General features: G+C 65.8%; 24 protein-coding genes. 7 read left to right on the forward strand and 17 right to left on the reverse strand.

What is annotated here, in order from left to right; genetic code table 11:
• Window positions 1-57: 57 nt before the first annotated feature.
• The 3 genes from H7828_RS02890 to proS form a co-directional block, all read right to left on the reverse strand.
• The gene (locus tag H7828_RS02890; protein ID WP_226779433.1) at window positions 58-735 is read right to left on the reverse strand and encodes an ABC transporter ATP-binding protein; all 678 of its coding nucleotides are present in this window, start codon (window positions 733-735) and stop codon (window positions 58-60) included.
• Window positions 728-2,014, reverse strand: a complete 1,287-nt coding sequence (locus H7828_RS02895; protein ID WP_226779434.1) for a lipoprotein-releasing ABC transporter permease subunit — start codon at window positions 2,012-2,014, stop codon at window positions 728-730. The genes H7828_RS02890 and H7828_RS02895 overlap by 8 nt, the downstream gene beginning before the upstream one ends.
• Window positions 2,015-2,173: 159 nt before the next feature.
• Window positions 2,174-3,511: a proline--tRNA ligase gene (proS, locus tag H7828_RS02900; protein ID WP_226779435.1), complete on the reverse strand. Its 1,338-nt coding sequence runs from the start codon at window positions 3,509-3,511 to the stop codon at window positions 2,174-2,176.
• 929 nt (window positions 3,512-4,440) lie between these two features.
• Here proS and H7828_RS02905 point away from each other — a divergent pair.
• The 3 genes from H7828_RS02905 to H7828_RS02915 are packed head-to-tail and all read left to right on the forward strand — an operon-like array spanning window position 4,441 to window position 8,431.
• Window positions 4,441-5,529: an AI-2E family transporter gene (locus H7828_RS02905; protein ID WP_226779436.1), complete on the forward strand. Its 1,089-nt coding sequence runs from the start codon at window positions 4,441-4,443 to the stop codon at window positions 5,527-5,529.
• Window positions 5,530-5,532: 3 nt separating this feature from the next.
• Window positions 5,533-6,216 (forward strand): HdaA/DnaA family protein, encoded by a 684-nt coding sequence (locus H7828_RS02910; RefSeq protein ID WP_226779437.1) that lies wholly within the window; start codon window positions 5,533-5,535, stop codon window positions 6,214-6,216.
• 40 nt (window positions 6,217-6,256) lie between these two features.
• Window positions 6,257-8,431, forward strand: coding sequence for an RNA degradosome polyphosphate kinase (locus tag H7828_RS02915; RefSeq protein ID WP_226779438.1), 2,175 nt, complete (start codon window positions 6,257-6,259; stop codon window positions 8,429-8,431).
• A 109-nt stretch (window positions 8,432-8,540) separates the two neighbouring features.
• Here the strand turns inward: H7828_RS02915 and H7828_RS02920 are convergent, their stop codons facing one another.
• Window positions 8,541-9,095, reverse strand: a complete 555-nt coding sequence (locus H7828_RS02920) for a pyridoxamine 5'-phosphate oxidase family protein (protein WP_226779439.1) — start codon at window positions 9,093-9,095, stop codon at window positions 8,541-8,543.
• Window positions 9,096-9,223: 128 nt separating this feature from the next.
• Here H7828_RS02920 and H7828_RS02925 point away from each other — a divergent pair, with 128 nt between their 5' ends.
• Complete coding sequence (locus tag H7828_RS02925; protein WP_226779440.1) at window positions 9,224-10,771, forward strand: Ppx/GppA family phosphatase; 1,548 nt, start codon at window positions 9,224-9,226, stop codon at window positions 10,769-10,771.
• Here H7828_RS02925 and H7828_RS02930 read toward each other — a convergent pair.
• The 6 genes from H7828_RS02930 to scpA form a co-directional block, all read right to left on the reverse strand.
• Window positions 10,768-11,103, reverse strand: coding sequence for an AAA+ family ATPase (locus tag H7828_RS02930; RefSeq protein WP_226779441.1), 336 nt, complete (start codon window positions 11,101-11,103; stop codon window positions 10,768-10,770). The two genes, H7828_RS02925 and H7828_RS02930, sit on opposite strands and share 4 nt — an antisense overlap.
• 76 nt (window positions 11,104-11,179) lie before the next feature.
• Window positions 11,180-12,184: an endonuclease/exonuclease/phosphatase family protein gene (locus H7828_RS02935; protein ID WP_226779442.1), complete on the reverse strand. Its 1,005-nt coding sequence runs from the start codon at window positions 12,182-12,184 to the stop codon at window positions 11,180-11,182.
• Window positions 12,181-12,867 carry a molecular chaperone DjiA gene (locus H7828_RS02940; RefSeq protein ID WP_226779443.1) on the reverse strand — a complete coding sequence of 229 codons (687 nt, stop codon included), beginning with the start codon at window positions 12,865-12,867 and terminating at the stop codon, window positions 12,181-12,183. The genes H7828_RS02935 and H7828_RS02940 overlap by 4 nt, the downstream gene beginning before the upstream one ends.
• Window positions 12,868-12,938: 71 nt before the next feature.
• Window positions 12,939-13,544, reverse strand: a complete 606-nt coding sequence (locus tag H7828_RS02945; protein WP_226779444.1) for a VOC family protein — start codon at window positions 13,542-13,544, stop codon at window positions 12,939-12,941.
• Between the two features lie 9 nt (window positions 13,545-13,553).
• On the reverse strand, window positions 13,554-14,066 hold the full coding sequence (locus tag H7828_RS02950; protein WP_226779445.1) for an MAPEG family protein: 513 nt from the start codon (window positions 14,064-14,066) through the stop codon (window positions 13,554-13,556).
• A 76-nt stretch (window positions 14,067-14,142) separates the two neighbouring features.
• A complete protein-coding gene (scpA, locus tag H7828_RS02955; protein ID WP_226779446.1) occupies window positions 14,143-16,263 on the reverse strand; it encodes a methylmalonyl-CoA mutase in 2,121 nt (706 codons plus the stop codon).
• A gap of 93 nt (window positions 16,264-16,356) precedes the next feature.
• Between scpA and H7828_RS02960 the strand changes: the two genes are divergently transcribed.
• Window positions 16,357-16,833, forward strand: a complete 477-nt coding sequence (locus H7828_RS02960) for a DUF4174 domain-containing protein (RefSeq protein ID WP_226779447.1) — start codon at window positions 16,357-16,359, stop codon at window positions 16,831-16,833.
• A 51-nt stretch (window positions 16,834-16,884) separates the two neighbouring features.
• Here H7828_RS02960 and H7828_RS02965 read toward each other — a convergent pair whose 3' ends face one another.
• The 7 genes from H7828_RS02965 to H7828_RS02995 form a co-directional block, all read right to left on the reverse strand.
• Window positions 16,885-18,885 carry an acetyl-CoA carboxylase biotin carboxylase subunit gene (locus tag H7828_RS02965; RefSeq protein ID WP_226779448.1) on the reverse strand — a complete coding sequence of 667 codons (2,001 nt, stop codon included), beginning with the start codon at window positions 18,883-18,885 and terminating at the stop codon, window positions 16,885-16,887.
• A 132-nt stretch (window positions 18,886-19,017) separates the two neighbouring features.
• Entirely contained in the window at window positions 19,018-19,227 is a 210-nt protein-coding gene (locus H7828_RS02970; protein WP_226779449.1) for a hypothetical protein, read from the reverse strand.
• Between the two features lie 295 nt (window positions 19,228-19,522).
• Window positions 19,523-19,870 carry a hypothetical protein gene (locus H7828_RS02975; RefSeq protein ID WP_425354931.1) on the reverse strand — a complete coding sequence of 116 codons (348 nt, stop codon included), beginning with the start codon at window positions 19,868-19,870 and terminating at the stop codon, window positions 19,523-19,525.
• 84 nt (window positions 19,871-19,954) lie between these two features.
• Window positions 19,955-20,095 carry a hypothetical protein gene (locus H7828_RS02980; protein ID WP_226779451.1) on the reverse strand — a complete coding sequence of 47 codons (141 nt, stop codon included), beginning with the start codon at window positions 20,093-20,095 and terminating at the stop codon, window positions 19,955-19,957.
• A 211-nt stretch (window positions 20,096-20,306) separates the two neighbouring features.
• Window positions 20,307-20,639 carry a DUF6497 family protein gene (locus tag H7828_RS02985; protein WP_425354924.1) on the reverse strand — a complete coding sequence of 111 codons (333 nt, stop codon included), beginning with the start codon at window positions 20,637-20,639 and terminating at the stop codon, window positions 20,307-20,309.
• Window positions 20,640-20,686: 47 nt separating this feature from the next.
• Entirely contained in the window at window positions 20,687-20,950 is a 264-nt protein-coding gene (locus tag H7828_RS02990; RefSeq protein WP_226779750.1) for a DUF7218 family protein, read from the reverse strand.
• A gap of 131 nt (window positions 20,951-21,081) precedes the next feature.
• Complete coding sequence (locus tag H7828_RS02995) at window positions 21,082-22,614, reverse strand: acyl-CoA carboxylase subunit beta (protein WP_226779453.1); 1,533 nt, start codon at window positions 22,612-22,614, stop codon at window positions 21,082-21,084.
• A gap of 177 nt (window positions 22,615-22,791) precedes the next feature.
• On the opposite strand from H7828_RS02995, the gene H7828_RS03000 reads away from it, so the two are divergent.
• The gene (locus H7828_RS03000) at window positions 22,792-24,009 is read left to right on the forward strand and encodes a multidrug effflux MFS transporter (RefSeq protein WP_226779454.1); all 1,218 of its coding nucleotides are present in this window, start codon (window positions 22,792-22,794) and stop codon (window positions 24,007-24,009) included.
• Window positions 24,010-24,072: 63 nt separating this feature from the next.
• Window positions 24,073-25,464 (forward strand): helix-turn-helix domain-containing protein, encoded by a 1,392-nt coding sequence (locus H7828_RS03005; RefSeq protein WP_226779455.1) that lies wholly within the window; start codon window positions 24,073-24,075, stop codon window positions 25,462-25,464.
• Window positions 25,465-25,472: the final 8 nt, after the last annotated feature.

Consider the following 25,472-nt stretch of genomic DNA (forward strand, 5'->3'; position numbering starts at 1 on the left):
TCCCCGCCGGAGGCTCCGACATTTTTGCCCGCACCCGCGCCGGAAAGCCGGGCGCCGTCAGATCAGCCCGCCGTCCTTCAGATGCAGCGTGCGGTCCATCCGCGCGGCCAGTTCCAGGTTGTGGGTGGCGATCACCGCCGAAAGCCCCGTGGTGCGCACAAGGTCCATCAGGGCCGCGAAGACGGCATCCGATGTTCCGGGGTCCAGGTTGCCGGTCGGCTCGTCGGCCAGCAGAACCTTGGGCGCATTGGCCAGCGCGCGGCAGACCGCGACGCGCTGCTGCTCCCCGCCCGACAGGGCCGAGGGGCGGTGATCCTCGCGGTGCCCGATCCCGACGCGGCCCAGAAGGTCGCGCGCGCGGCTGGCCGCCTCGGCCTCCGGCACGCCATTGGCCAGCTGCGGCAGCACGATGTTCTCAAGCGCGGTAAACTCGGGCAGCAGGTGATGGAACTGGTAGACAAAGCCGATGTCGCCGCGCCGCGCCCGGGTGCGGCGCCGGTCGGACAGGCCGGTCATGTCCTCGCCCCCCAGCACCACGCGCCCGGCGTCGGGCGTGTCCAGCAGGCCCGCGATGTGCAGCAGTGTCGATTTGCCCGCCCCTGAGGGCGCGATGATCGCCACCACCTCGCCGCGCTTCACGCTCAGCGAAGCCCCTGCCAGCACCTGCACGGCGTTGACGGCCCCCTTGTTGTAGGTCTTGTCGATGCCCTCCAGCACCAGCACCGGATCACTCATAACGCAGGGCCTCGACCGGGTTCATCCGCGCCGCGCGGCGGGCGGGAAAGATGGTAACGATGAAGGACAGGCCCAGCGACAGGAACACCGCCGACATCACGTCGCCCGCCTGCAACTTGGCCGGCAGGGCATAGATGCCGCGGATCGACGGATCCCACACCCCGCCGCCGGAAAGATAGTTCACCGCCGAAAAGATCGGGTCGATCCAGATGGCAAAGGCGCATCCCAGCGTGACCCCCAACAGGGTGCCAATGATGCCGGTCGCCGCACCGCAGATGAAGAAGATCCGCAGCACGCTGCCCTCGGAAAGCCCGATGGTGCGCAGGATGCCGATGTCGCGCCCCTTGTTCTTGACCAGCATGATCAACCCCGAAACAATGTTCATGGCCGCGATCAGCACCAGGATCGACAGGATGATGAACATCACGTTGTCCTCGATATCCAGTGCCCGCAGGAAACCTCCGCTCGCATCCCGCCAGGTCCAGAGCAGGGCATTCTCGCCCCCCGCGGTCAGCAGCGGCAGCGTCAGGTCGTCCACCGCCTCGGGGTGTTCGACCATGATCTCCAGTTCGTCCGCCACGCCCTCGCGGTTGAAGAACGACTGCGCCTCGGCGAAGGGCATGTAAAGGCGGGTGCGGTCGATGTCATAGCGCCCGGCGGTGAAGATATAGGTCACGTCATAATTGCTGACCCGGGGCGAGGTGCCGAAGGCCGTCTTCGCCCCATCGGGCGAGATCAGCTTGATCCGGTCGCCCACGCTCAGCCCCAGCTCGCGCGCCACCCCCGATCCGATGGCGACGCCCTGCCCAAAGTCGGCAATGTCGCCCCAGGCTTCCAGAGGCTCGGCGACACGCGGGATGGTGGCCAGGTCTTCCGCGCTGATCCCGAAAACCTCCACCCCCGCGTTCGATCCGCGGTGGGTGGCCATGACCTGCCCCTTGACCAGGGGCGCGGCCCGGATCACGCCATCGACGGCGCGCACCCGCGCGGCCATCTCGGCATAATCGGGGATGGTGCGGGTGGTCTGTCCCGTCTCGGTGACACGCACCGAGGAATAGAGCGTCACATGGGCGTTGGCCCCCAGGATCGTATCGACAAACTCTTCCCGGAAGCCCGAGCGCACCGCCAGCGTCGCGATCAGGGCAAAGACAGCCAGGGTGATTCCGGCCAGCGAAATCCAGGTCATCACGCTGACCCCGCCCTCGGCCCGCTTGGCCCGAAGATAGCGCCAGGCGATCATCCATTCGAAACGCGAAAACGGGGCGGTGCGGCCTGTCATGTGGGTGCTGCCTTTGCTTGCGTCACGCGCCCGGGGGATCGGCGCGCCTGTGGTCGATGTGGGGACGCCTCCGGCGGGAGTATTTTTCCAAAGAAGAATACAGCCGGTCTGACTTCTTCTTTGTCCCAAATACTCCCCCGCCGGAGGCGTCCCGTCCTCTCAGCCCTTGCCGTAGATCGACGCGATGCGCGCGACGGCAGCTTCGGCGCTCATTTCCTCGCTCTCGCCCGTGCGGCGGCTGGTCAGTTCCACCACGCCGTTCTTCAACCCGCGCGGGCCGACGGTGATCCGCCAGGGCAGGCCGATCAGGTCCATGGTGGCGAACTTGCCCCCTGCCCGTTCCTCGCGGTCGTCATAGAGCGGTTCAAGCCCCAGGGCTGTCAGCCTGGCATAGAGGCTTTCACAGGCGGCGTCGCAATCGCTGTCGCCCTGGCGCAGGTTGACGATGCCGCAGTGGAAGGGCGTCACGCCCTCGGGCCAGATGATGCCCTTGTCGTCATGGCTCGCCTCGATGATGGCGCCCAGCAGGCGCGAGACGCCGATGCCGTGGCTGCCCATGTGGACCGGCACCCGCCCGCCCTTGCCGTCGTCCACCAGCGCGCCCAGGGCGTCGGAGTACTTGGTGCCGAAGTAGAAGATCTGCCCCACCTCGATGCCGCGCGCCGTGCGGCGGCGGTCTTCGGGCACCTTGGCAAATTCCGCCTCGTCGTGGGTTTCGTCGGTGCGGGCATAGCGGGACGTGAATTCATCAAGGACGGCGGCGCATTGCGCCTTGTCGTCATAGTCGATCTCGCGGTCGCCGAATTTCAGATCGGTGATCTCGGCGTCATAGAACACCTCGCTCTCGCCGGTTTCGGCCAGCACCAGGAATTCGTGGGTATCGTCGCCGCCGATGGGGCCTGAGTCGGCGCGCATCGGGATCGCCTGCAATCCCATGCGTTCATAGGTGCGCAGGTAGCTGACAAGGTGGCGGTTGTAGGCGTGCAGCGCGTCCTCTTTCGTGAGGTCGAAGTTGTAGCCGTCCTTCATCAGGAACTCGCGGCCGCGCATCACGCCGAAGCGGGGGCGGATCTCGTCGCGGAATTTCCACTGGATGTGATAGAGCGTGAGCGGCAGATCCTTGTAGCTGCCCACCGCGCCCTTGAAGATGTCGGTGATCATTTCCTCGTTCGTCGGCCCATAGAGCATGTCGCGCCCGTGCCGGTCGGTGATGCGCAGCATTTCGGGGCCATAGGCATCGTAACGTCCGGATTCGCGCCACAGGTCCGCGCTTTGCAGCGTGGGCATCAGCATGGGGATGTGGCCCGCGCGCTGCTGCTCTTCGTGGACGATCGCCTCGATGTTCTTCAGCACCTTGTAGCCCAGAGGCAGCCAGGAATAGATGCCCGCGCTGGCCTGCTTGATCATCCCCGCCCGCAGCATCAGGCGGTGCGAGACGATCTGCGCCTCGGAGGGTGTTTCCTTGAGAACGGGCAGAAAATAGCGGGACAGGCGCATGTGGGTGGCTCACTTGATGAGGCAGGAATGTTGCTGGCCGGTTTAGACGGGCCGGGCCGCACAGGCAAGGCGGCAGTGCCGACCGGCGCTTGCCCGCGCAGCAGGTGAGGCCATGGCTGGAGAGGTTTCGGCGCAGGAGACACGGGGTTGGCCGCACCTCCTGCGCCTGCGCGGCTGGGGATAACGCGCCGCGTATCCCTTGACCACCGAAGCGAGCTCCATCTGCGCCCCCGAAGGCGCGCCTTGGCCAAGGGCGGACAGGCGGGCCGCCTGAATGCATGGCTGCGCCGCCTGTCCGTTGTTACCGGGAACAATTCCCCGTTCAGTCAACAGGGCCATGTTGACGCAGCGGCATGAGCGGCGAAAGTACGGAAAACCCTACCCCCGGCCGAGCCGGTGCCCGGTTGCCGGCATCTGGCGATTGTTCTCACGACAGCTTGACCTGAAGGTTGGTTAAAAAATGGCAGAGGGCGGCGACACTCACCACCTCCCCTCTGCCATCCGTGGTTCGCCACCTGGGGAAAGGGGGACCACGATGTTTCCCTGGCCGACGCGCGGAATGGCACGTTTGGGGAACCGGGACAGTCCCCTGGTCAGGGTCGGACAGACGGGCCACCTGAATGAATGGCGACACCGCCCGCCCGCTGTTTCCGGGAAAAATTCCCCGCTCACGAAACAAGATTACAATGACGCAAGGGAAGGACGAAATAAAGTAAGGGATACCTTACCCATGGTCACCGGTGCCCGGCAGCCGCCCCGGCGCGGCCCGCAGCACCGGTGATGGCGGCCCGGGGAGGCTGGGCCGCAAGGACGCAGACACAGGGATTTCGGGCCACAATTGCATACCCGGCACCTTCCCGACAGGCAGGTTGCGCTTGAACCATGGCATGGGGTGGGCGATGAAGAGAACGTAAATGCGAGGACGCCCGATGGCACTTACCGTGCGCGAACAACTGAAATACTGGGGAATCGCCGCGGCGGTCTTCCTGTTCCTTCTCTGGTGGCTGGGCGGGGTGATCCTGCCGTTCCTGCTGGGGGGCGGTATCGCCTACCTGCTTGATCCGGTGGCAGACCGGCTGGAGCGTCTTGGCCTCAGCCGGGTGATGGCGACCACGGTGATCACGATCGTCGGGCTGCTGCTGTTCGTGGTGCTGGCGCTGGCGGTGGTGCCGACCCTGATCAGCCAGGCCGCCGGTCTGATCGAATCGGCGCCCAAGATGGCCAGCAATCTTCAGAAGTTCCTGACCGAACGCTTCCCCGACCTTGTCGACGAAGGGTCGGTCGTGCGCAAATCCCTTGCCGGGGTCGGCCAGACCATCCAGAGCCGGGGAGGCGAGTTGCTGAACGGTGTCCTTTCGTCGGTCAGCGGCATCGTGAACGTGCTGGTCCTGTTCGTCGTGGTGCCGGTGGTGGCCTTCTACCTGCTGCTGGACTGGGACAAGATGGTTGCCCGGATCGACTCCCACATCCCGCGCGAACATGTCGTGACCGTGCGCCAGATCGCCAGCGACATCGACCGTACTCTGGCCGCCTTCGTGCGCGGACAGGGGACCGTCTGCCTGATCCTGGGCATCTATTATGCCGGGGCGCTGATGCTGGTCGGGCTGCCCTTCGGCCTGGTGGTGGGCGCCATCGCGGGCGCGCTGACCTTCATTCCCTACGTCGGCGCCCTGGTGGGCGGTGGCCTTGCCATCGGCCTTGCGCTGTTCCAGTTCTGGGGGGATTGGCTGTGGATCGTGCTGGTGGCGGTGATCTTCCAGGCCGGCCAGTTGATCGAGGGCAATGTCCTGACGCCCAAGCTTGTCGGCTCGTCCATCGGGCTGCATCCCGTCTGGCTGATCTTCGCGCTGTCGGCCTTTGGCGCGCTGTTCGGCTTTGTCGGGCTGCTTGTCGCGGTGCCGGTGGCGGCGGCCCTTGGCGTCATCATCCGCTATGCCCTTGGAAAATACCGCCACAGCCAGCTTTACCGTGGCAACGACCCCGACGACAGCACTGTCGTTCGCCAGGACAGCTTCTGAACCATGGAACGGCAACTGACCTTCGATCTGCCCAGTGTCCCGGCACTGGGGCGCGAGGATTTCTTCGTCTCGCCCGCCAATGCCAATGCCGTCGCGGCACTGGACGGCTGGCGCGACTGGCCGCTGCGCAAGCTGGCGCTTTGCGGGCCGCCGGGCGCGGGCAAGACGCATATGGCCCATGTCTTCGCCGCCGCCACAGGTGCGCCGATCCTGCCCGCAGCGGCGCTGGAGGAGGCCGACATTCCCGCCCTGGCCCGCGCGCCGCTGGTGGTCGAGGACGTGCATGCCATCGCCACCGATGCCCCGGCCCAACGCGCGCTGTTCCACCTGCACAACCTATCCCAGGCCGAGGGCGGCACCCTGCTGCTGACCGGACAAGAGGCGCCGGCCCAGTGGCGCCTTACCCTGCCCGATCTGGCCAGCCGGATGCAGGCCGCCGATGTTGCCCGCATCGACCCGCCCGACGACAACCTGCTGGCGGCCGTGGTGGCCAAGATGTTTTCCGACCGGCAGTTGAACGTCGACCCCGAGGTGATCCGCTATGTCACCCTGCGGATGGAGCGGTCCTTTGCCGCGGCGCGCGCCCTGGTCAACCGGCTGGACAAGATCTCGCTCGCGGAAAAGCGGCCGATCACCAAACCGCTGGCGGCGCGGGTGCTGGACAATGGTGACACGCCGGACGCATGATCGTCATGTTCCCGTTACAGCGATTGGTCACAAACCGCCCATGAGCATCACCGATTTCCTTGCCGCCCCCTTCCCCGAAGCCACCGATCTGCCCGATGTCGACCTGACCGGCCCGGCGCGGTTCTTCAACCGCGAACTCAGCTGGCTGGCCTTCAACTGGCGGGTGCTGGAAGAGGCGGGCAATCCGCGCGTGCCCCTGTTGGAGCGGCTGCGGTTCCTGTCGATCAGCGCCACCAACCTTGACGAATTCTATACCGTCCGCGTCGCCGGGCTGCGCGAACTGGCCCAGGCAGGCAACACCACCCCCGCCACCGACGGGCTGACCCCGGTGGAACAACTGGTGCTGATCGACCGTGACGCCCGCGCCCTTCTGGAAAAACAGCAATCCCAGTTCCAGGAGTTGCGCGCCCTGCTTGAGGACGAGGGCATCAGCATCCTGGCGCGCGATGCGTTGACGGATGCCGACCTTGCGCATCTCGAACAGGTCTTCCTGACCCAGGTCTTCCCGATCCTGTCGCCCCTGGCCATCGACCCGGCCCATCCCTTTCCGTTCATCCCGAACACCGGCTATTCCCTTGCCCTGCAACTGGAACGCCGGGCCGACCGGCGCAAGCTGCGCGCGCTTCTGCCGATCCCGGCCCAGATCGACAGGTTCGTGCGCCTGCCCGCCGAGGACGGAAAGGCCCGCTTCCTCCCGCTTGAGGAACTCCTGCTGCTGCACCTCGGCTCGCTCTACCCCGGCTATACCGAAAAGGGCTCCTGCGCGTTCCGGGTGTTGCGCGACAGCGATCTCGAGGTGGAGGACGAGGCCGAAGACCTGGTGCGCGAATTCGAGGTGGCGCTGAAACGCCGCCGCCGCGGCGAGGTGGTGCGCCTGACCATCTCCACCGGTGCGCCGGCCGGGCTGCGCCGGGTCATCATGGAGGAACTGCCCGTCCGCGAGAACGAGGTGATCGAACTGGACGGCATGATCGGCATGGCCGACCTCAAGGAACTGGTGCTGGACGAACGCCCCGACCTGCTGTGGCCCAGCTTCACGCCCCGCGTCCCCGAACGGGTGCAGGACCACGACGGCGACATGTTCGCGGCGATCCGCCAGAAGGACATGCTGCTGCATCACCCCTACGAGACCTTCGACATGGTGATCCGGTTCCTGGCCCAGGCCGCGAACGACCCCGACGTGGTGGCGATCAAGCAGACGCTCTATCGCACCTCGCGCAATTCGCCCATCGTCTCGGCCCTTTGCGATGCCGCGGAACAGGGCAAATCCGTGACCGCCCTGGTCGAGCTGAAGGCCCGCTTCGACGAGGCGGCCAACATCGCCCAATCCCGGCGGCTGGAACGGTCGGGGGCGCATGTCGTCTATGGTTTCATCAACCTCAAGACCCACGCCAAGATTTCCACCGTGGTGCGGCGCGAGGGCGATCAGCTTGTCACCTATACCCACTACGGCACGGGCAACTATCACCCGATCACGGCGCGGATCTATACCGACCTGTCGTTCTTCACCTGCGATGCCGCGCTGGGGCGCGATGCGACGCGGGTTTTCAACTATCTTTCGGGCTATGCGGTGCCCGACCGGTTGGAAAACCTGGCAATCTCGCCGCTTTCGCTGAAGACGGCGCTGGTGGACATGATCGGGCAGGAAGCCGAGAACGCCCAGGCCGGGCGCCCCGCGTCGATCTGGGCAAAGATGAACGCGCTTGTCGACCCCGAGGTGATCGACGCGCTTTATGCCGCCAGCCAGGCGGGGGTGAAGATCAGCCTCGTGGTGCGAGGCATCTGCGGGCTGCGCCCCGGCGTGAAGGGGCTGAGCGAGAACATCCGCGTGAAATCCATCGTCGGGCGGTTCCTGGAACATTCGCGCATCGTCTGTTTCGGCAACGGCCACGACCTGCCCTCGCGCAAGGCCCGCGTCTTCATATCCTCGGCCGACTGGATGGGCCGCAACCTCGTGCGCCGGGTCGAAACCCTGGTGGAATGCACCAACCCCACGGTCAAGGCACAGATCGTCAGCCAGGTGATGGCGGCCAACATGGCCGACACCGCGCAAAGCTGGATCCTGTCGCCCGACGGCAGCTTTGCCCGCAGCCTGCCCGAGGGCGACACGCCGCCCTTCAACTGCCACCGCTTCTTCATGGAAAACCCATCGCTTTCGGGGCGCGGCACGGCCGGCGCCAGCGATGTGCCGGCGCTGACCCATTCCGAGGACTGAGCCTGCGGCAACGCCGGATTAATGAGTATTTTCAGCAAGAAAGAAAGGCAGCGCCCGTTTCTTTCTTGCCCAAATACTCAAATTCCGACGGTGCGGCCGGGCGCAGCGTTCAGAGGGCCGGAAAGCCCGTCGGCAAGCCGTCGATGCTTTCGCGGTTTTCCTTGTCCCACCAGTCGCGGATGCCCTCTTCGCCCTTGTTGTCGTGCCAGTTCTCCATCGCCTGGCGTTCGCCCTGGTAGTCGAACAGCGGCACGCCGTAGCCACAGGATGTCTGCACAAGGTCGATGGCCAGGCGCACGATCTGCCGGGTGCCCAGGGGCAGCGGGGCATCGAAATGGGCGGCGATGGCGCTGTCAAATGCCGCGGTTCCGTGGCTGAGCGCGGTGCCCTGGCCGTAAAGGCGCATGATCTGCGGCGGGCCCGCGAAGCTGCACAGCATGATTGTCATCCGCCCGTCGGCCCTGAGGTGGGCGGCGGTTTCCATGCCGCTGCCCGTCCTGTCGAGGTAGAGCACCGTCTGCGCATCCACCACGCGCAGGGCGCCGATTTCGCGGGGCGAGATATTGACCCGGCTGTCGGTGGTCGCCGTGGCGGTGAAGAACATGTGCTGGCGCGCGATGAAATCGCGGTGGGCATCGGAAAGTGCGGGAAACTGCTTGGCCATGGCAACCTTCAGAGTGGAATCGCCCCAGTCTGCCCCGGATTGCACCGGGACAAAAGGCCGCTTCGCATTGACCGGGCGCCGATCACGGGGCAGTGTCGCCGCAACGACAAAGCTGCCGGGAAAGCGCGATGCAGGACGACCAGGAAGACCGGACGCCGTTTGGCCGCCCTCTTTTCGATGATCCGACGGCCCGTGCCCTGTCCCGTGTCGGGGTGGTCGACGTGGGGTCGAACTCGGTCCGCATGGTGGTCTTCGACGGCGCGGCGCGCTCGCCCGCGTATTTCTTCAACGAAAAGGTGATGGCGGGCCTTGGCGCAGGCACCGGTGAAACCGGCCGTCTGAGCGTCGAGGGGCGCAAACGCGCGCTGGCCGCCATGATCCGGTTTCAGCAACTGGCCGAGGGGATGAACGCCACCCCCCTGACCGTGGTTGCCACCGCCGCCGTGCGCGAGGCCGAGGACGGCCCCGAGTTCCGCGCCGAGGTGGCCGAACATACCGGTCTGAAGATGTGGGTTGTTGACGGGCGCGAAGAAGCCCGCCTATCGGCCCAAGGCGTTCTGCTGGGCTGGCCCGGGGCGCACGGGATGGTCTGCGACATCGGCGGTTCGTCGATGGAACTGGCCCAGATCGGCGAAGGGCGCGTGGGCAAGCGGGTGTCATCCGCGCTTGGGCCGCTGCGGCTTCAGGGGATCAAGGGCGGCAAGAAGGCGATCAAGGCGCATATCGCCGCCACCTTGGACGATCTGGTCGAAACCATGGGGATCGACAACAAGCGGCTGTTCCTGGTCGGCGGGTCCTGGCGGGCCATCGCCCGCCTGGACATGGAGCGGCGCGGCTATCCGCTGCACGTTCAGCATGAATACCGCATGACGCCCCAGGGTATTCAGGACACGGTGAAATTCATCGACAGCCACAGCGTGGAAGAACTGCGCGCCATGACCGGCATCGGCGAGGCGCGCATGGCCCTGGTGCCCTTGGCGGCCATGGTCCTGAAACAGCTGGTGCGCCGGTTCAAGCCGCGCGACATCGCGATTTCCAGCTATGGCATCCGCGAAGGTCTGCTGTTTGAACAGATGCCCCAGCGCCTGCGCGACCGCGACCCCCTGATCGAGGCCTGCCGCTGGGCCGAGCAGAAGGACGCCCGCCTGCCCGGCTTCGGGCGCGCGCTTTATCAATTCCTGCTGCCGCTGTTCAAGGGCGAGGGCGAAAAGCGGCTGCGCATCATCCGGGCCGCCTGTCTGTTGCATGATGTCAGTTGGCGCGCCCACCCCGATTACCGCCACGAAGCCTGTTTCGACAATGCCACCCGCGCCAACCTGGGCGGGCTGACCCACCGCGAACGGGTCTTCATGGGCCTTGCCCTGCTGCACCGCTACAAGAATTCGCGCAGCGGCAGCCGGTTCGAACCCCTTGTCGCCCTTCTGGACGAACGAGAGGTGGCCCTGGCCGAGGTTCTGGGCCGGGCCATGCGGTTCGGCGCGATGTTCTCGGCCGACAAGCCCGGTTCGCTGGGAGAATTGCGGTGGTTTCCGAAGAAGAAGTTGCTGGAGCTCTGGCTCACGAAACCGGCCGAGGCGCTGTTCGGCGAGGTGGCGCAATCGCGCTTCACCTCGCTGGTCACCGCCCTGGGGGCGGAAAGCAACGTTAAGCGACTGCGCGCGAAGGGCGAGCGTTAGAGTTCGATCTCGGAACCGTCGGGCAGGGGCAGATCCGGCTCGGGCGTCTTGCGGCGCAGGATGATATCGCCATTGGGCAAGACTTCGGGCGGATGATAGTCATCCAGATCCTCGATGTTCAGCCCTTGCCAGTTGAGGTTCTGCAATTCGCGCGCCAGATCGCGCATGGCGGGTTCAACCTCGTCCAGCAGGCCGCGAAACAGCAGGCGCGCGCCCCTGTCCAGCAGATCGACACCTTCCCCGACATCGCCTTCGGGCGCGGGTTCGGTGGTCTGGGCGGGGGCGGACAGGGCGAAGGTGCCCGCAAGGAAAAGCACGGCAATCTGTTTCATACCACCCAATATAGCGCAGGTCGGGCGATTTTCTAAGGGCTTCGATGGTTTTCGCCCGCACAGGCCGGCATCGGCGCTAAATGTCAATGTCCAGCGTCACCGGGAAATGGTCCGACGCATCGTTCAGCGCCGCGGCCAGCACCGGATCGCTGGCCAGCGCCGGGTCGTTCAGGGGGTGCCAGATCCGCCACTGCGGGGCGCGGGCCGCCAGGTCGGGCGATACCATGATGAAATCCAGCAGCGCCTCAAGCCAGCGCTCTTCGTGCTGCTGCCAGAACCGTGCGGTGCTGACACCCGGACGGGTGATATGCGGATCGTGAAGCTGCGCCGCCGTGCCTTCGCCGCGCACGATCTCTACCCCCGATCGCCCGAACAACCGTTCATAGACATCAAGCCCCGGGCCATCGTTGAAATCCCCCATGACCATGACGGAATCGCCCGCGTCCAGGTGGGTCTGCACCCGCTGGCGCAGCCAGATGCATTGCGCCAACTGCTTGCGCCTGTTCTCGATCGCGATGCGCATGGCGTCGGCCTCGGAACTGGCCCCATGCGGTGCCTTCGATTTCGCGTGTACCCCGATCAGCCGCAGATCGTTTCCCGCGCGGGTGCGCAGCGCCACCTCAAGCGGCGGTTTCGACCAGCGCACCGTTTCGGGGGCGGCATCGACATCGAGATCGATATGGAAGGCCTCGTCAAAGCGGGGGTTCTGCCGTGCGCCGGGCTGCCCCAGGGCCAGGCCGCCGGGCGCATGGCGGGCGGTCATGCTGTCGGGGTCATACAGCAGCGCGATCTCCTGCTGGGTGTCGTTGGCAAATCCGATCAGCGCCCGCCTTGCCCGCAGGCCGAAGCGTGCCGCGAAGGTCTCAAGCGCGCGGGTGCCGTCGCGCCCCCGGCTGGTGTCCGGCGCCTCGATCACCATGACCGCATCGGCGTCAAGCGCGCGGAACACCGCCCCCAGCGCGGCCGTCTGTGTGGCGCGGGTGACATTCCAGCGGGCCGACCAGCCGTCATCGTCGATCAGGGCGCCTGCATCGTCGAACAGGCTGTTGAACCATTCAACGTTGTAGCTGGCGAACCTCACGCGCGGCCTGCGCTGATCTCTTCATAGGCGCGGTTGATGGCGATCAGCCGGGTCTCTGCCATGCGCACCGCCTCTTCCGGCACACCGCGGGCGATCATGCGGTCGGGGTGGCCCTCGCGCACCAGGCGGCGCCAGGCGGCGCGCACCGCGTCGGGCGGGGTTCCGGGTTCGACCCCCAGGACCTCCCAGGGGTCGGGGCGGGCGTCGGGCACGAACCGGGCCCGCATGGCGCGGAACTCCCGCGCGCCCAGCCCGAAAATCTCGGCCACACGGCGCAGGAAATCGTCTTCCTTCTCGTGGTAGGCGCCATCGGCCACGGCGATGTGGAACAGGCCTTCGAACAGGTCGCGCAGGGTCATCCGGTCGGAATCGCGGTTGAACATGGCGCGGATGCGGCGGGCGTATTCCTCGTATCCGGCCACGTCCTGGCGGGCCATGTTGAAGACCCGCGCGGCGTTGGCCTCTTCCTCGGGCGGAATGTGGAACACCTGGCGAAAGGCCGTCACCTCGTCGCGGGTGACCTGGCCATCGGCCTTGGCGATCTTGGCCCCCAGGGCGATCACGGCGATGGTGAAGGCCACGCTGCGTTCGGGGGGGGCGCGCAGACGGTCGAACAACGCCGAGAGGCCCTCGCCACTGGCAAGGGCCGAAATCGCGGCAGCAATGCGTGACCAGATCGACATGCCCCGATCCTAACCCGCCCGCCGGATGGTGTCAGCGGCCTTCTTGCACCTGCGGCATTCCACCCCGGGGGCTATCCAAGGGTGACGCGACCGCGCGGCGTGTCGAAGACGGCGGTCAATCCCGACGGATCGACCGAGCTGATGGCCACCGGCCCGTCAAGATCGCCCAAAGCGGCGCGCAGCCCCCCCGCATCGGGAAGCGCAACGGTAAGGGCGCGCAGGCGGCACCCCGCATCGGGCAGGCGCGCGGCGGGATGGGCCGTGCCGTGCCAGCGGATCAGCCCCGGCGCCAGGCCAGCGAAGGGTGTCACGCCATCGTCGGGCACCGCCATCTGCCACGACAGATCACCCCGGCTCAGCTCCATGACGCTGCCCTCCATGGGCAGGTCGGCCAGGGCCTCGTCCATGTCGTCACAGCGCACGACCCAGTTGGTCAGGCGGGGCGGCCCCGAAAGCCTGTCCATGTCGAACCACCGCGCCCGCCCGGGGGCCCTTGCCGCCGGGTCGATCGCGATCACCTCAAGGTATAGCCCCGGCCCCAGCGACAGCAGCCGGTTATGCGTTCCCATGGCCGCATGGGCGCCACCCGGGGCCATGCGTACGCCGAAGCGGTCTTCGACGAAGGCCACACCATCGTCCAGCCTCTCGGCGACGATCACCAGATGATCGAGTTCCACTTTCGCCTCCTATGACACCAGATATCGCAGCCCGGCCCAAAGCAGGGCCGCAACCGTCGCCGAGAAGGTGGCCGCAAAGCCGAAGGCGCGCAAGGGCGGCGCGGCACGATAGCCGATCCAGAATGCCACCCGCGCCAGGGCAAAGGCCACCCCCAGCGCCACCAGAACCCCCGGCCCATCCCCCAGCAACAGGTATCCGCAGGCCGGCCAGACGCACAGCGCCAGCACCAATTGTTCAACGGTATTGGTCAGAACCCGCTGATCGACCCATGGTGCCGATCCCGGCGCAAAGGCCTGCCCGTCGATCAGCCCGTCATCGAAGAACCGCACCGCCGCCAGCCGCGCGATCATCACCAGCAAAACGACCCCCGGCGGAAGGAAGGCAAAGGCCAGCGCGGGCAGCAGGGAAAAGACCGGCAGGTTCACCTGTGTCACCCCCACCCAGACGGTCGCGATTCCCCAGGCCACCGCCGCCGCCATGCCCAGAAGGATCATCCGCCGCTTGCCCATCGCCGCCTCCATCTTTGGTCCTGCAAATATCCTCGGGGGGAGGTCGGCAAGGCCGACCGTGGGGGGCAGACAGCCCCCCTGCCCGCCCTCATCCCCGCGCCGCGCGGATCAGTTTCAGGATATCGCGTGCCGCCTCGGGGATGTTGGTGCCGGGGCCGAAGATCGCCTTCACCCCCGCGTCACGCAGGAAGGCGTAATCCTGCTGCGGAATCACCCCGCCGCAGATCACCAGGATCTCACCCGCGCCCGCCGCCTCCAGCGCCGCGATCAGCTTGGGCGCCAGGGTCTTGTGCCCCGCCGCCTGGCTGGAAATCCCGATGACGTGCACGTCGTTGTCGACCGCGTCCTGCGCCGCCTCTTCGGGGGTCTGGAACAGCGGGCCCACGTCCACGTCGAACCCGATGTCGGCAAAGGCGGTGGCGATCACCTTGGCGCCCCGGTCGTGGCCGTCCTGGCCCATCTTGACCACCAGCATCCGGGGGCGGCGGCCTTCCTCCTCGGCGAAGGCTTCCACGTCCTTCTGGATCGCGGCAAAGCCTTCGTCGCCCTCGTAGGCCGCGCCATAGACCCCGGCCAGCGTCTTCACCTCGGCACGGTGCCGCCCGAATGCCTTTTCCATCGCCATGCTGATCTCTCCCACGGTTGCGCGGGCGCGGGCGGCCTCGACCGCCAGCGCCAGAAGGTTGCCGGTGCCGTCGCGCGCCCCCTGCTCCAGCGCGGCCAGCGCGCCGTCGCAGGCACCCTGGTCGCGGCCGGCGCGGATCTTCTCAAGCCGGGCGATCTGCGATGTGCGCACGCCGGCGTTGTCGATGCTGCGAATATCGAGGTCGTCTTCCTTTTCCAGGCGGAACCGGTTGACCCCGACGATCACCTCGTCGCCCCGGTCGATGGCGGCCTGCCTTTTCGCGGCCGCTTCCTCGATGCGCAGCTTGGGCATGCCGCTGGCGACAGCCTTGGTCATGCCGCCCATCTCGTCCACCTCGGCGATCAGGGCGCGCGCCTGGTCGATCAGATCACCGGTCAGCTTCTCCACGTAATAGGACCCCGCCAGCGGATCGACCACCTTCGTCACCCCGGTTTCATTCTGCAAAATCAACTGGGTGTTGCGCGCGATCCGGGCCGAGAAATCGGTGGGCAGGGCGATGGCTTCGTCAAAGCTGTTGGTGTGCAGCGACTGGGTGCCGCCCAAAACCGCGCTCATCGCCTCGTAAGCCGTGCGCACGATGTTGTTGTAGGGGTCCTGCTCGGCCAGGCTGACACCGCTGGTCTGGCAATGGGTGCGCAGCACGGAACTGCCGGGCTTCTTCGGTGAAAACTCCTGCATGATCTCGTGCCACAGGAACCGCGCGGCGCGCAGCTTGGCGGCCTCCATGAAGAAATTCATCCCGATGGCAAAGAAGAACGAAAGCCGCCCGGCGAAGGCATCCACGTCCATCCCCCGCGCCACGGCGGTTTTCACGTATTCCTTGCCATCCGCCAGGGTAAAGGCAAGCTCCTGCACCAGGTTCGCCCCCGCCTCCTGCATGTGATAGCCGCTGATGGAGATCGAGTTGAAGCGCGGCATCTCGCGGGCGGTGTAATCTATGATGTCGGCGACGATCCGCATGCTGGGTTCGGGCGGATAGATATAGGTGTTGCGCACCATGAACTCTTTCAGGATGTCGTTCTGGATGGTCCCTGAAAGCTGCGCCCGCTCCACGCCCTGTTCCTCACCCGCCACAATGAAGCTGGCCAGCACGGGGATCACCGCGCCGTTCATCGTCATGGAAACGCTGATCTGGTCCAGCGGGATGCCGTCGAACAGGATCTTCATGTCCTCGACCGAATCGATGGCGACGCCGGCCTTGCCCACATCGCCCTCGACGCGTTCATGGTCACTGTCATACCCGCGATGGGTGGCCAGGTCGAAGGCCACCGAAACCCCCTGCTGCCCCGCCGCAAGGCCCCGGCGGTAAAAGGCGTTGCTTTCCTCGGCGGTGGAGAACCCGGCGTATTGGCGGATGGTCCAGGGCCGCCCGGCATACATCGTCGCCTTCGGCCCCCGGGTATAGGGCGGCAGGCCGGGCATCCCGCCCAGGTGCGGCAGGCCCTGCGCATCCCCCGCGTCATGCACCGGTTTCACCGCGATTCCCTCGGCGGTGTGCCAGGTCAGATCCTCCAGCGGACGGCCCCGCAATTCCCGCTCGGCGGTCTTTTTCCAGTCGCTCATCGCACATCCCCCTTGCCGGAGCACACGCCGTGGCGATTGCCCCCTGTGAATTCTGCCGCGCGCGCCCTACATTTGACAGGAACAGGAGAACCCATGCGCACGCTTCTTGCCCTTGCCGTTTCTGCAACCCTTGCCCTGGCCGGATTGTCGGCCGCTGCCCAGTCGGCCGAAACGCCCTCGGCCCTCGAACGCTGGCAGGCCGATCCCACGACGGTGTTCAAGGGCGCCGAAATCTCGCTGGCCGATTTCCAGTGGATCGCGCGGCCCGTCGTCGTCTTCGCCAATACCGAGGCCGATCCGTCCTTCCAGGACCAGATCCGCCTTTTCGCCGCCCGCCCCGGCGCGCTGGCCGAACGCGACGTGGTGCTGATCACCGATACCGATCCGGCGGGCAGATCCGAGATACGGCTGAAGCTGCGGCCACGCGGTTTCATGCTGGCGCTGCTGGGCAAGGACGGGCAGGTCAAGCTGCGCAAGCCCCTGCCCTGGGACGTGCGCGAACTGACCCGCGTGATCGACAAGATGCCCATGCGCCAGCGCGAGATGAACGAAAGCGCCCTGGGCAACTGAGCGGGCCTGACCCGCAGGCATACCATGGGCGTCGGGGCCTGGGGCATCGGATCACTCGAACTCCATGATCACGTCATCCACCGCCAGGTTGTCGCCCGCCGAAGCGTTCACCTTGGCCACCACCCCGCGCCGTTCGGCCCGCAGGATGTTCTCCATCTTCATCGCCTCGACGGTGCACAGCGCCTGGCCCTCCTGCACCTCGTCACCCTCGGCCACGTTGACTGCAACGATCAACCCGGGCATCGGGCACAGCAGCATCTTGCTGGTGTCGGGGGGCAGTTTTTTCGGCATCAGCGCCGCCAGCTCCGCCTGGCGCGGAGAATAGAGCCGCACGGCAATGTCGGCCCCCCGGGTGCGCAACCGGAAACCGTTGGTGATCTTTCCCACCTTCAGGACCAGCGGCGCGCCATCCACCTTCAGCCGCGCCAGGGCGTCGCCCGGCGTCCAATCGGATTCGATCCGCATTGCAGGCGCGTCGGGAAAGTTCACCGTCGCGCCCGCCTTGTCGGCATCGATCGACACATCGTAATGTTGCCCGGCCAGATCGACCACCCAGTCGGTGCCGATCTTGCGTTCGTGGTTGTCCATCCGCCCCGAAACGCGGGTGCGGCGAATCTCGGTCACGCGGTACATGGCGGCGGCTGCGGCGGCCACGCGGCGCAGCTCGGCCTCGGGCAGTGTCGCCCCTTCGAACCCCTCGGGGTATTCCTCGGCGATGAAGGCCGTGGTGATCTTGCCGCTGACGAATTTCGGATGATCCATGACCGCCGACAGGAAGGGCAGGTTGTGCCCGATGCCTTCCACCTCGAAGCTGTCCAGCGCCACGCGCATTCCTTCGATGGCGGCGGCCCGGTCACGCCCCCAGGTGCACAGCTTGGCGATCATCGGGTCGTAATACATGGAAATCTCGCCGCCCTCGAAGACGCCGGTATCGTTGCGCACGGCATGGGTGGCGGTTGCCACCTCGGCGGGCGGACGATAGCGGGTCAGCCGCCCGATACTGGGCAGGAAGCCGCGATAGGGGTCTTCGGCGTAAAGACGACACTCCATCGCCCAGCCGTTCAGCGCGATATCCTCCTGGCGCAGGTTCAGCGCCTCGCCATGGGCGACGCGGATCATCTGTTCCACAAGGTCGATGCCGGTGATCAGTTCCGTCACCGGATGTTCGACCTGAAGGCGCGTGTTCATCTCGAGGAAATAGAAGTTCCGGTCGCCGTCGACGATGAATTCGACCGTGCCGGCGCTGGTGTATCCGACGGCAGCGGCCAGGGCGCAGGCCTGTTCGCCCATCGCCTTGCGGGTCTCGGCATCGAGAAAGGGCGACGGCGCCTCTTCGATCACCTTCTGGTTCCGCCGCTGGATGCTGCATTCGCGTTCGTGCAGGTACAGGGTGTTGCCATGGCTGTCGGCCAGCACCTGAATTTCGATGTGGCGTGGCTGGGTGACGAACTTCTCGATGAAGATCCGGTCGTCGCCAAAGCTGGCCGCCGCCTCGTTCTTCGAGCTCTGAAACCCCTCGCGCACCTCGCTTTCATCCCAGGCGATGCGCATGCCCTTGCCCCCGCCCCCGGCACTGGCCTTGATCATCACCGGATAGCCGATCTCGCCCGAGATCTTCACCGCCTCGTCGCCATCCGCGATCAGGCCCATATAACCGGGCACGGTCGAAACGCCGGCCTCGGCAGCAATTTTCTTGCTGGTGATCTTGTCGCCCATCTTTTCGATGGCGCCGGCGGGCGGGCCGATGAAGGCCACGCCGATTTCGGCCAGGGCATCGGCAAACCTGCTGTTTTCCGACAGGAAGCCATAGCCGGGATGCACCGCCTCGGCGCCCGTCGCCTTCACCGCCTCGATGATCTTGTCGATCACGATATAGGACTGGTTGGCCGGGGCCGGGCCGATATGCACCGCCTCATCGGCCATGCGCACATGCAAAGCCCCCCTGTCGGCATCGGAATAGACCGCCACCGTGGCAATACCCATGCGTTGCGCCGTCTTGATCACCCGACAGGCGATTTCACCGCGATTGGCGATCAGGATCTTCTTGAACATGCAGCCATCCTTTCGGGCGCGCCGCCGGGATGTGGCGCGTGCAGGGTCTGAAAACGAAAAACGCCACCCCGGCGCGCGGCCGGGATGGCGTTGGAAACAGCAAGAGGGCGCGTCAGCCGGGCCGGGGCACGCTCAACGCGGGCAAAGCTCGGGCACGACGTCGTCGCACAGCGCGCCACCCGCCGCACCCAGCGCAACCGCGGTGCCCACATCGTTGTTGGTAAGGGCCGCGGCAACGCCCAGACCGGCCCCGCCAACCGCCGCCCGGTTGAGATCGGCGTTGTTGGTGCAGGCCCCCAGGGCCAGTGTCGCCGCGATGCCCGCGATCCAGATCTTTTCCATGTGTGACTGCCTCCGTCATGGTTCTTTTCATTCAACTCTGCACTTTTCAGCGGGTTCCCATCGCCGCCGCAAGCCCCCCCGCCATCGAAAAAACGTGGCCCGGTCCGCAAGGGACCGAACCACGAAAGGGAAGGGTAACGGTTTTGACAAACCAGAGCGCCCGCCGTGCTGTGAACGGACCCTCCAACAGTATCAATGCCCCGTCGCGGGCCGGTTGCAATCGGCATCTGCGCGGCCCGCGCCGGTTGCGCCGGTTTCCGCCGAAATCCCTGGGGCGAAGGCCGGAACATGCCGATCAGTCCAGGAAGATGTCGGGAAAAGACGCCCGGGCGCGGGCGAAATCCACCCGCAGCAGGGCCTCGTAACTTGCCGGATCGAAAGGATCTTCCGCCGGCAGCACCTCGCGCCCGAACAGCCAGGCGAGGCGGCCGGCATCCAGGTTGCCCCTCTCGAAGGGCTCTTCTCCGAAGTGCTGGCAAAGGGCCAGCAGAAAACCCTCGTCGGCCCGCTTGTCGGCGGGTCGCCGGTCTGGGTAACGCGTGCGCGCAACCAGGGGGGTGGCCCCCTTTGGATTGGCACGACGCAGGGTGAACTGGAAATCGGTGCCGGGCAAACGGCCCGGAAAGCCGCGATGCTTGACCATCGGCTCTCTCATGACGCACCCCCGATCAGGCGCGGCGCATGGGGTGTCGGGGCGGGCACCACGGCCCACCCCGCCGGGCAAGTCTTACTTGTACTTGCCGGTATAGGTCGGCTCGACCGAGATCGGCGCCGGGTCTGCGTAGACAACTTCTTCCGACTTCTTTGCGCAGGCGGAAACACCGGCCACAAGGCCCAGTGCCAGAACGAGAGTGATGCTCTTGGACATCGTATGCTCCTAGATAGGTTCAGGGCCAAACGGATAGTTTCACCCGCCCGCCCCTTTTGCGAAGTACAGGCCTCCTCGGGGAAACCTTGCCGGACCATACCGCAAGGCAATTTCGATTGATATGGGGCCAACAGCAACAAAACCGCCTGTGGCAAGCCTGCATCACGCGTGACAAAAAAATCTTCGCATCTCTCAAGTATTTGTATTTGCATCAGAATCCCTCCCAGATGCAGATGCCTTCACCGGGGCGGTAGGCTTCGAAGAACTGAACCGCCTCAGGCGACATTTCGCCGAAGGCCACGGGGCGGTCAGCAAGGGTGATGACGATCTGATTGGGAACCGGGCCGATCCCGCTCAGCCGCTTCAGGGCATGAGAATCACAAAGATGCTGCATGTCCGCCACGTCGCGGTCATACTCCGCCCCCGCCCCGATATGCGGCGCGAGATAGCGGAACCGATAGGTCAGCCCGACGCCCGGAACATTGGTGATCACATCCAGCAGAACCACCGGCTGTTGCGAGGGGACGGAAACAGGCACCTCCACCCGCGCCGCGACAGGTGCAGCCAGACCAAGCGCAAGCGCCAGCCCGATCAGTGGTTGCGCAAGGCGTCGATAAGCTCGTCCTTGGTCATGTCCGAACGCCCCTCGATCTCCAGTTCTTGCGCCCGCTCGTACAGGTCGTCCTTGGTCCACTCCTCGTAAGGCGGTGCCTTTCCGCCCTTCTTCGACGGATGCTGGTCGGGCGCGGCCCTGGCATTGGCGATCCGCGCCGCCTTCTCCTTGCTCGCCCCGTCGTCGCGCAGGGCCTGATAGGTCTCGTCGTCCTTGATGGTCGGTCCGTGATCCTTGGTAATGGCAGCCTCCTTTCACGGAAAACCCGCCGGCGCCCATGACGGTTCCCCCGCCCCCATCTTTGGTCCTCAAATATCCCGGGGAGCGCGAGGGGCTGGCCCCTCGCACGCCCGCCGGGGACGCGCCGGTGCGGTCACAGCGGAATGTTGTCATGCTTCTTCCATGGATTGCTCAAAGCCTTGCCGCGCAGCGAGGCAAAGGCGCGACAGACCCGCTTGCGGGTCGAATGGGGCAGGATCACCTCGTCGATGAACCCGCGTTCGGCCGCCTTGAAGGGGTTGGCGAAACTGGTTTCGTATTCGGCCGTACGCGCGGCGATCTTTTCGGGGTCGCCCAATTCCCCGCGATACAGGATCTCGGTCGCGCCCTTGGCGCCCATCACCGCGATTTCCGCCGTGGGCCAGGCATAGTTCAGATCGCCCCGCAGGTGTTTGGACGCCATCACGTCATAGGCGCCGCCATAGGCCTTACGGGTGATCACCGTTACCTTGGGCACCGTCGCCTCGCCATAGGCAAAGAGCAGCTTCGCCCCGTGCTTGATGACCCCGCCGAACTCCTGCCCCGTGCCGGGCAGGAAGCCGGGCACATCCACCAGAGTCAGGATCGGGATTTCGAAGGCATCGCAAAAGCGCACGAAACGCGCGGCCTTGCGGGAACTGTCGATATCAAGGCACCCGGCCAGGACCATCGGCTGGTTGGCCACCACGCCGACGGTCGATCCCTCCAGCCGGATGAAACCGGTCAGGATGTTGCGGGCGAATTCTTCCTGGATCTCGTAGAAATCGCCTTCGTCCGCCAGTTTGACGATCAGTTCCTTCATGTCATAGGGCGTGTTCGCATTCGCCGGAATCAGGGTATCCAGGCTGTGGTCCAGCCGCCTCGGATCGTCGAAGAAGGGGCGCACCGGCGGTTTCGAGCGGTTGTTGAGCGGCAGGAAATCCACCAGACGACGGATTTCGGTCAGCGCGATCACGTCGTTTTCGAAGGCGCCGTCGGCCACGCTGGACTTGCGTGTATGGGTCGCGGCGCCGCCCAGTTCCTCGGCCGTCACCACCTCGTTCGTGACGGTCTTCACCACGTCGGGGCCGGTGACGAACATGTAGCTGGAATCGCGCACCATGAAGATGAAATCGGTCATCGCGGGCGAATAGACCGCCCCGCCCGCACAGGGGCCCATGATGACGCTGATCTGCGGCACCACCCCACTGGCCAGCACGTTCTTCTGGAACACCTCGGCATAGCCGGCAAGGCTGGCGACACCTTCCTGGATGCGCGCGCCCCCCGAATCGTTCAGCCCGATCACCGGCGCCCCGTTGCGCATCGCCATGTCCATGATCTTGCAGATCTTTCCGGCGTGGGTTTCACTCAGCGATCCGCCCAGCACGGTGAAATCCTGGGAATAGACATAGACCTGCCGCCCGTTGATCGTGCCCCAGCCGGTGATCACGCCATCGCCCGGCACCTTGGCCCCCGCCATGCCGAAATCGGTACAGCGGTGGGTGACGAACATGTCGAATTCCTCGAAACTGTCGTCGTCCAGCAAAAGCTCGATCCGTTCACGCGCGGTCAGCTTGCCCTTGGCGTGCTGGGCGTCGATGCGGGCCTGCCCGCCGCCCATGCGCGCATCGGCCCGGCGCTGTTCCAGTTGTTGCAGGATGTCGGCCATCGCGCCCCCCGTTTTCATTTCGAACAGTCTTACGCCTTCGCCCCCATCGGGAAAAGCGGCAACGCGCAAATTTGCAAATTCTGCCTCAGACAGCGCCAATTAATCGCGAAACTGCAAATCAACCCCGGCGCGATATCCCTCTGGACGCCACCCCGGGCAAGCCATAGGTTGCCTGCGATGTCCAATACCGTGAAGGTGCGCTTTCTTGATCGCACCACTCCCCCGCATCTCGTCACCCTGATCCTGCTGGCCGGGATTTCGGCCCTGGCGATGAACATGTTCCTGCCCTCGCTGCCGGGAATGACCGCGTATTTCGAAACCGATTACGCGACGATGCAACTGTCGGTGGCCTTTTACCTGGTCGGCAACGCGGTGTTGCAGCTGTTCATCGGCCCCATTTCCGACCGTTATGGCCGTCGCCCTGTCATCCTGTTCGGGGGCGGGGTGTTCATTGTCGCCACGCTGGCCTGCATCTATGCGCCGACGATCGAGATCTTCCTTGCCCTGCGCGTCGTCCAGGCCATCGTGATCTCGGGTCTCGTGCTCAGCCGCGCCGTGATCCGCGACATGGTTCCCCAGGCACAGGCGGCCTCGATGATCGGCTATGTCACCATGGGCATGGCAGTGGCGCCGATGCTGGCCCCGGCCATCGGCGGGGCGCTGGATTCGGCCTTCGGCTGGAAGGCCAGCTTCTGGGTGCTGGTGGCCATGGGCGTTTTCGTTCAGTGGCTTGTCTGGAAAGACCTGGGCGAAACCGCCGCGGTCAGCACCACATCGCTGCGCGAACAGATGCGCGAATATCCCGAACTGCTCGGCTCGCGCCGCTTCTGGGGCTATTGCCTGACGGCGGCCTTCACCTCGGGCGCCTTCTTTGCCTACCTGGGCGGGGCGCCCTATGTCGGCACCAATGTCTTCGGAATGGACCCGGCGACGCTGGGCCTGTTCTTCGGGGCGCCGGCCATCGGCTATATGGTGGGCAATTTCATCACCGGGCGCTATGCCGTGCGCCACGGGATCAACGCCATGATCCTGGCCGGCGCGATCCTGGCCGCTGGCGGATTGTTCGCCGCACTGGTGCTGTTCCTGCTGGGGCTTGGCGGGCCGCTTGTCTTCTTCGGTTTCATGATCTCGGTCGGGCTGGGCAATGGCATGGTCCTGCCCAACGCCACCTCGGGGATGCTGTCGGTACGCCCGCATCTTGCCGGAACGGCCTCGGGGCTGGGCGGATCGATCATGATCGGCGGCGGCGCGGCACTATCCGTTCTGGCGGGCATCGCGCTTGAGACGGGCCATGGCGCCCTGCCGCTGATGTGGATCATGGCGGGCACGGCGGCGCTTTCGCTGGCCTTCGCGCTTTACACCGTGCGCCGCGACAGGGCGATGACCGGCAGCTGACCCTTGCCAGCCGCGCTTTGCAACGGCAAAACAGGCTTTGCAAAGCTCTGCGAAAGGCGCGCCATGGCCACCCAGAAACTTTATGCCGGTGTGAAACTGCGCGACATCCGCACGCGCCTGGGCCTGACGCAAAAGGCCTTTGCCGAAAGGCTGGGCGTTTCGCTCCCCTACCTGAACCAGATGGAGAACAACCACCGTCCCGTCTCAACCGGCGTGGTGCTGGGCCTGGCGGGCGAATTCGGCTTCGACGTGACCGAACTGACCAGCGGCGAGGCCGAGCGCGTGGTGGCTGACATGCGCGAAGCCCTGGCCGACCCGGTTTTCGCCGACGACCCGCCCCCGCTGGCCGACCTGCGCCTGGCCGCATCGAACGCACCGGCCCTGGCGCGGGCCTTCCTGCACCTGCACCGCAGTTACCGCGAGACCCATGAAAGGCTTGCCTCGCTGGATGAGGCCCTGGGCCGCGACGGGCGCGCCGTCCAGCAGAGCCCATGGGAAGAGGTACGCGACTTCTTTCACTATTGCGGCAATTACATCGACGCGGTCGACCGCGCAGCCGAGAGATTTGCACAAAACGGGGATTCGGCCCATCGCGCGGTCGAAGCGCTGAAGGCCCGGGGCATCGAGACGGTGATCGCCGATACCGAGCTGCTGCGCCGCTTCGACGGCCCGGCCGGGCGCCTTACCCTGTCGGCCCGCGCCGCGCCCGCCACCCGGGCCTTCCAGCTTTTGCACCAATTGGCCCTGCTGACCCAGGACGACCTGATCGAGGCAACGCTCGATCTCGCGCGGTTCCGCTCTTCCGAGGCGCGGGACATCGCCAAGCTGGGGCTTGCCAACTACTTTGCCGGCGCCGCCCTTCTGCCCTATGGGGCCTTTCTGGCCGCGGCGCAGGAAACCCGCCACGACTTGGAGCGGCTATCGGACCGTTTCGGCGCCAGCATCGAACAGGTGGCCCATCGCCTTTCAACCCTGCAACGCCCCGGGGCGAAGGGCATTCCGTTCTTCTTCGTGCGGGTCGATCAGGCCGGCACGATCACCAAGCGGCATTCGGCCACGCAGTTGCAGTTCGCGCGTTTCGGCGGCGCCTGCCCGCTGTGGAACGTCCACCGGGCCTTCGAGACGCCGGGGCGGTTCTTGCGCCAACTGGCGCAGACGCCGGACGGGTTGCGCTATCTCTGCCTGGCCCGCGACGTCAGCAAGTCGGGCGGCAGCTTCACCGCCCCCACCCGACGCTTCGCCATCGGTCTGGGGTGCGAGGTGAAACATGCGCCGGCGCTGGTCTATGCCGATACGCTGGACCTGTCGCCGGGCGCCGTCTTTGAACCCATCGGCGTGTCCTGCCGGATCTGCGAACGCGAGGATTGCCACCAACGCTCGGTCCCGCCGCTGGAGCGGCGCCTTACCATCGACCCGGACCGCCGCGCCACCCTGCCCTACCGCGTGGGCGGATAGGCGGTTGA

This window comes from Oceaniglobus trochenteri (assembly GCF_020529025.1).
GTDB lineage: Bacteria > Pseudomonadota > Alphaproteobacteria > Rhodobacterales > Rhodobacteraceae > Oceaniglobus > Oceaniglobus trochenteri.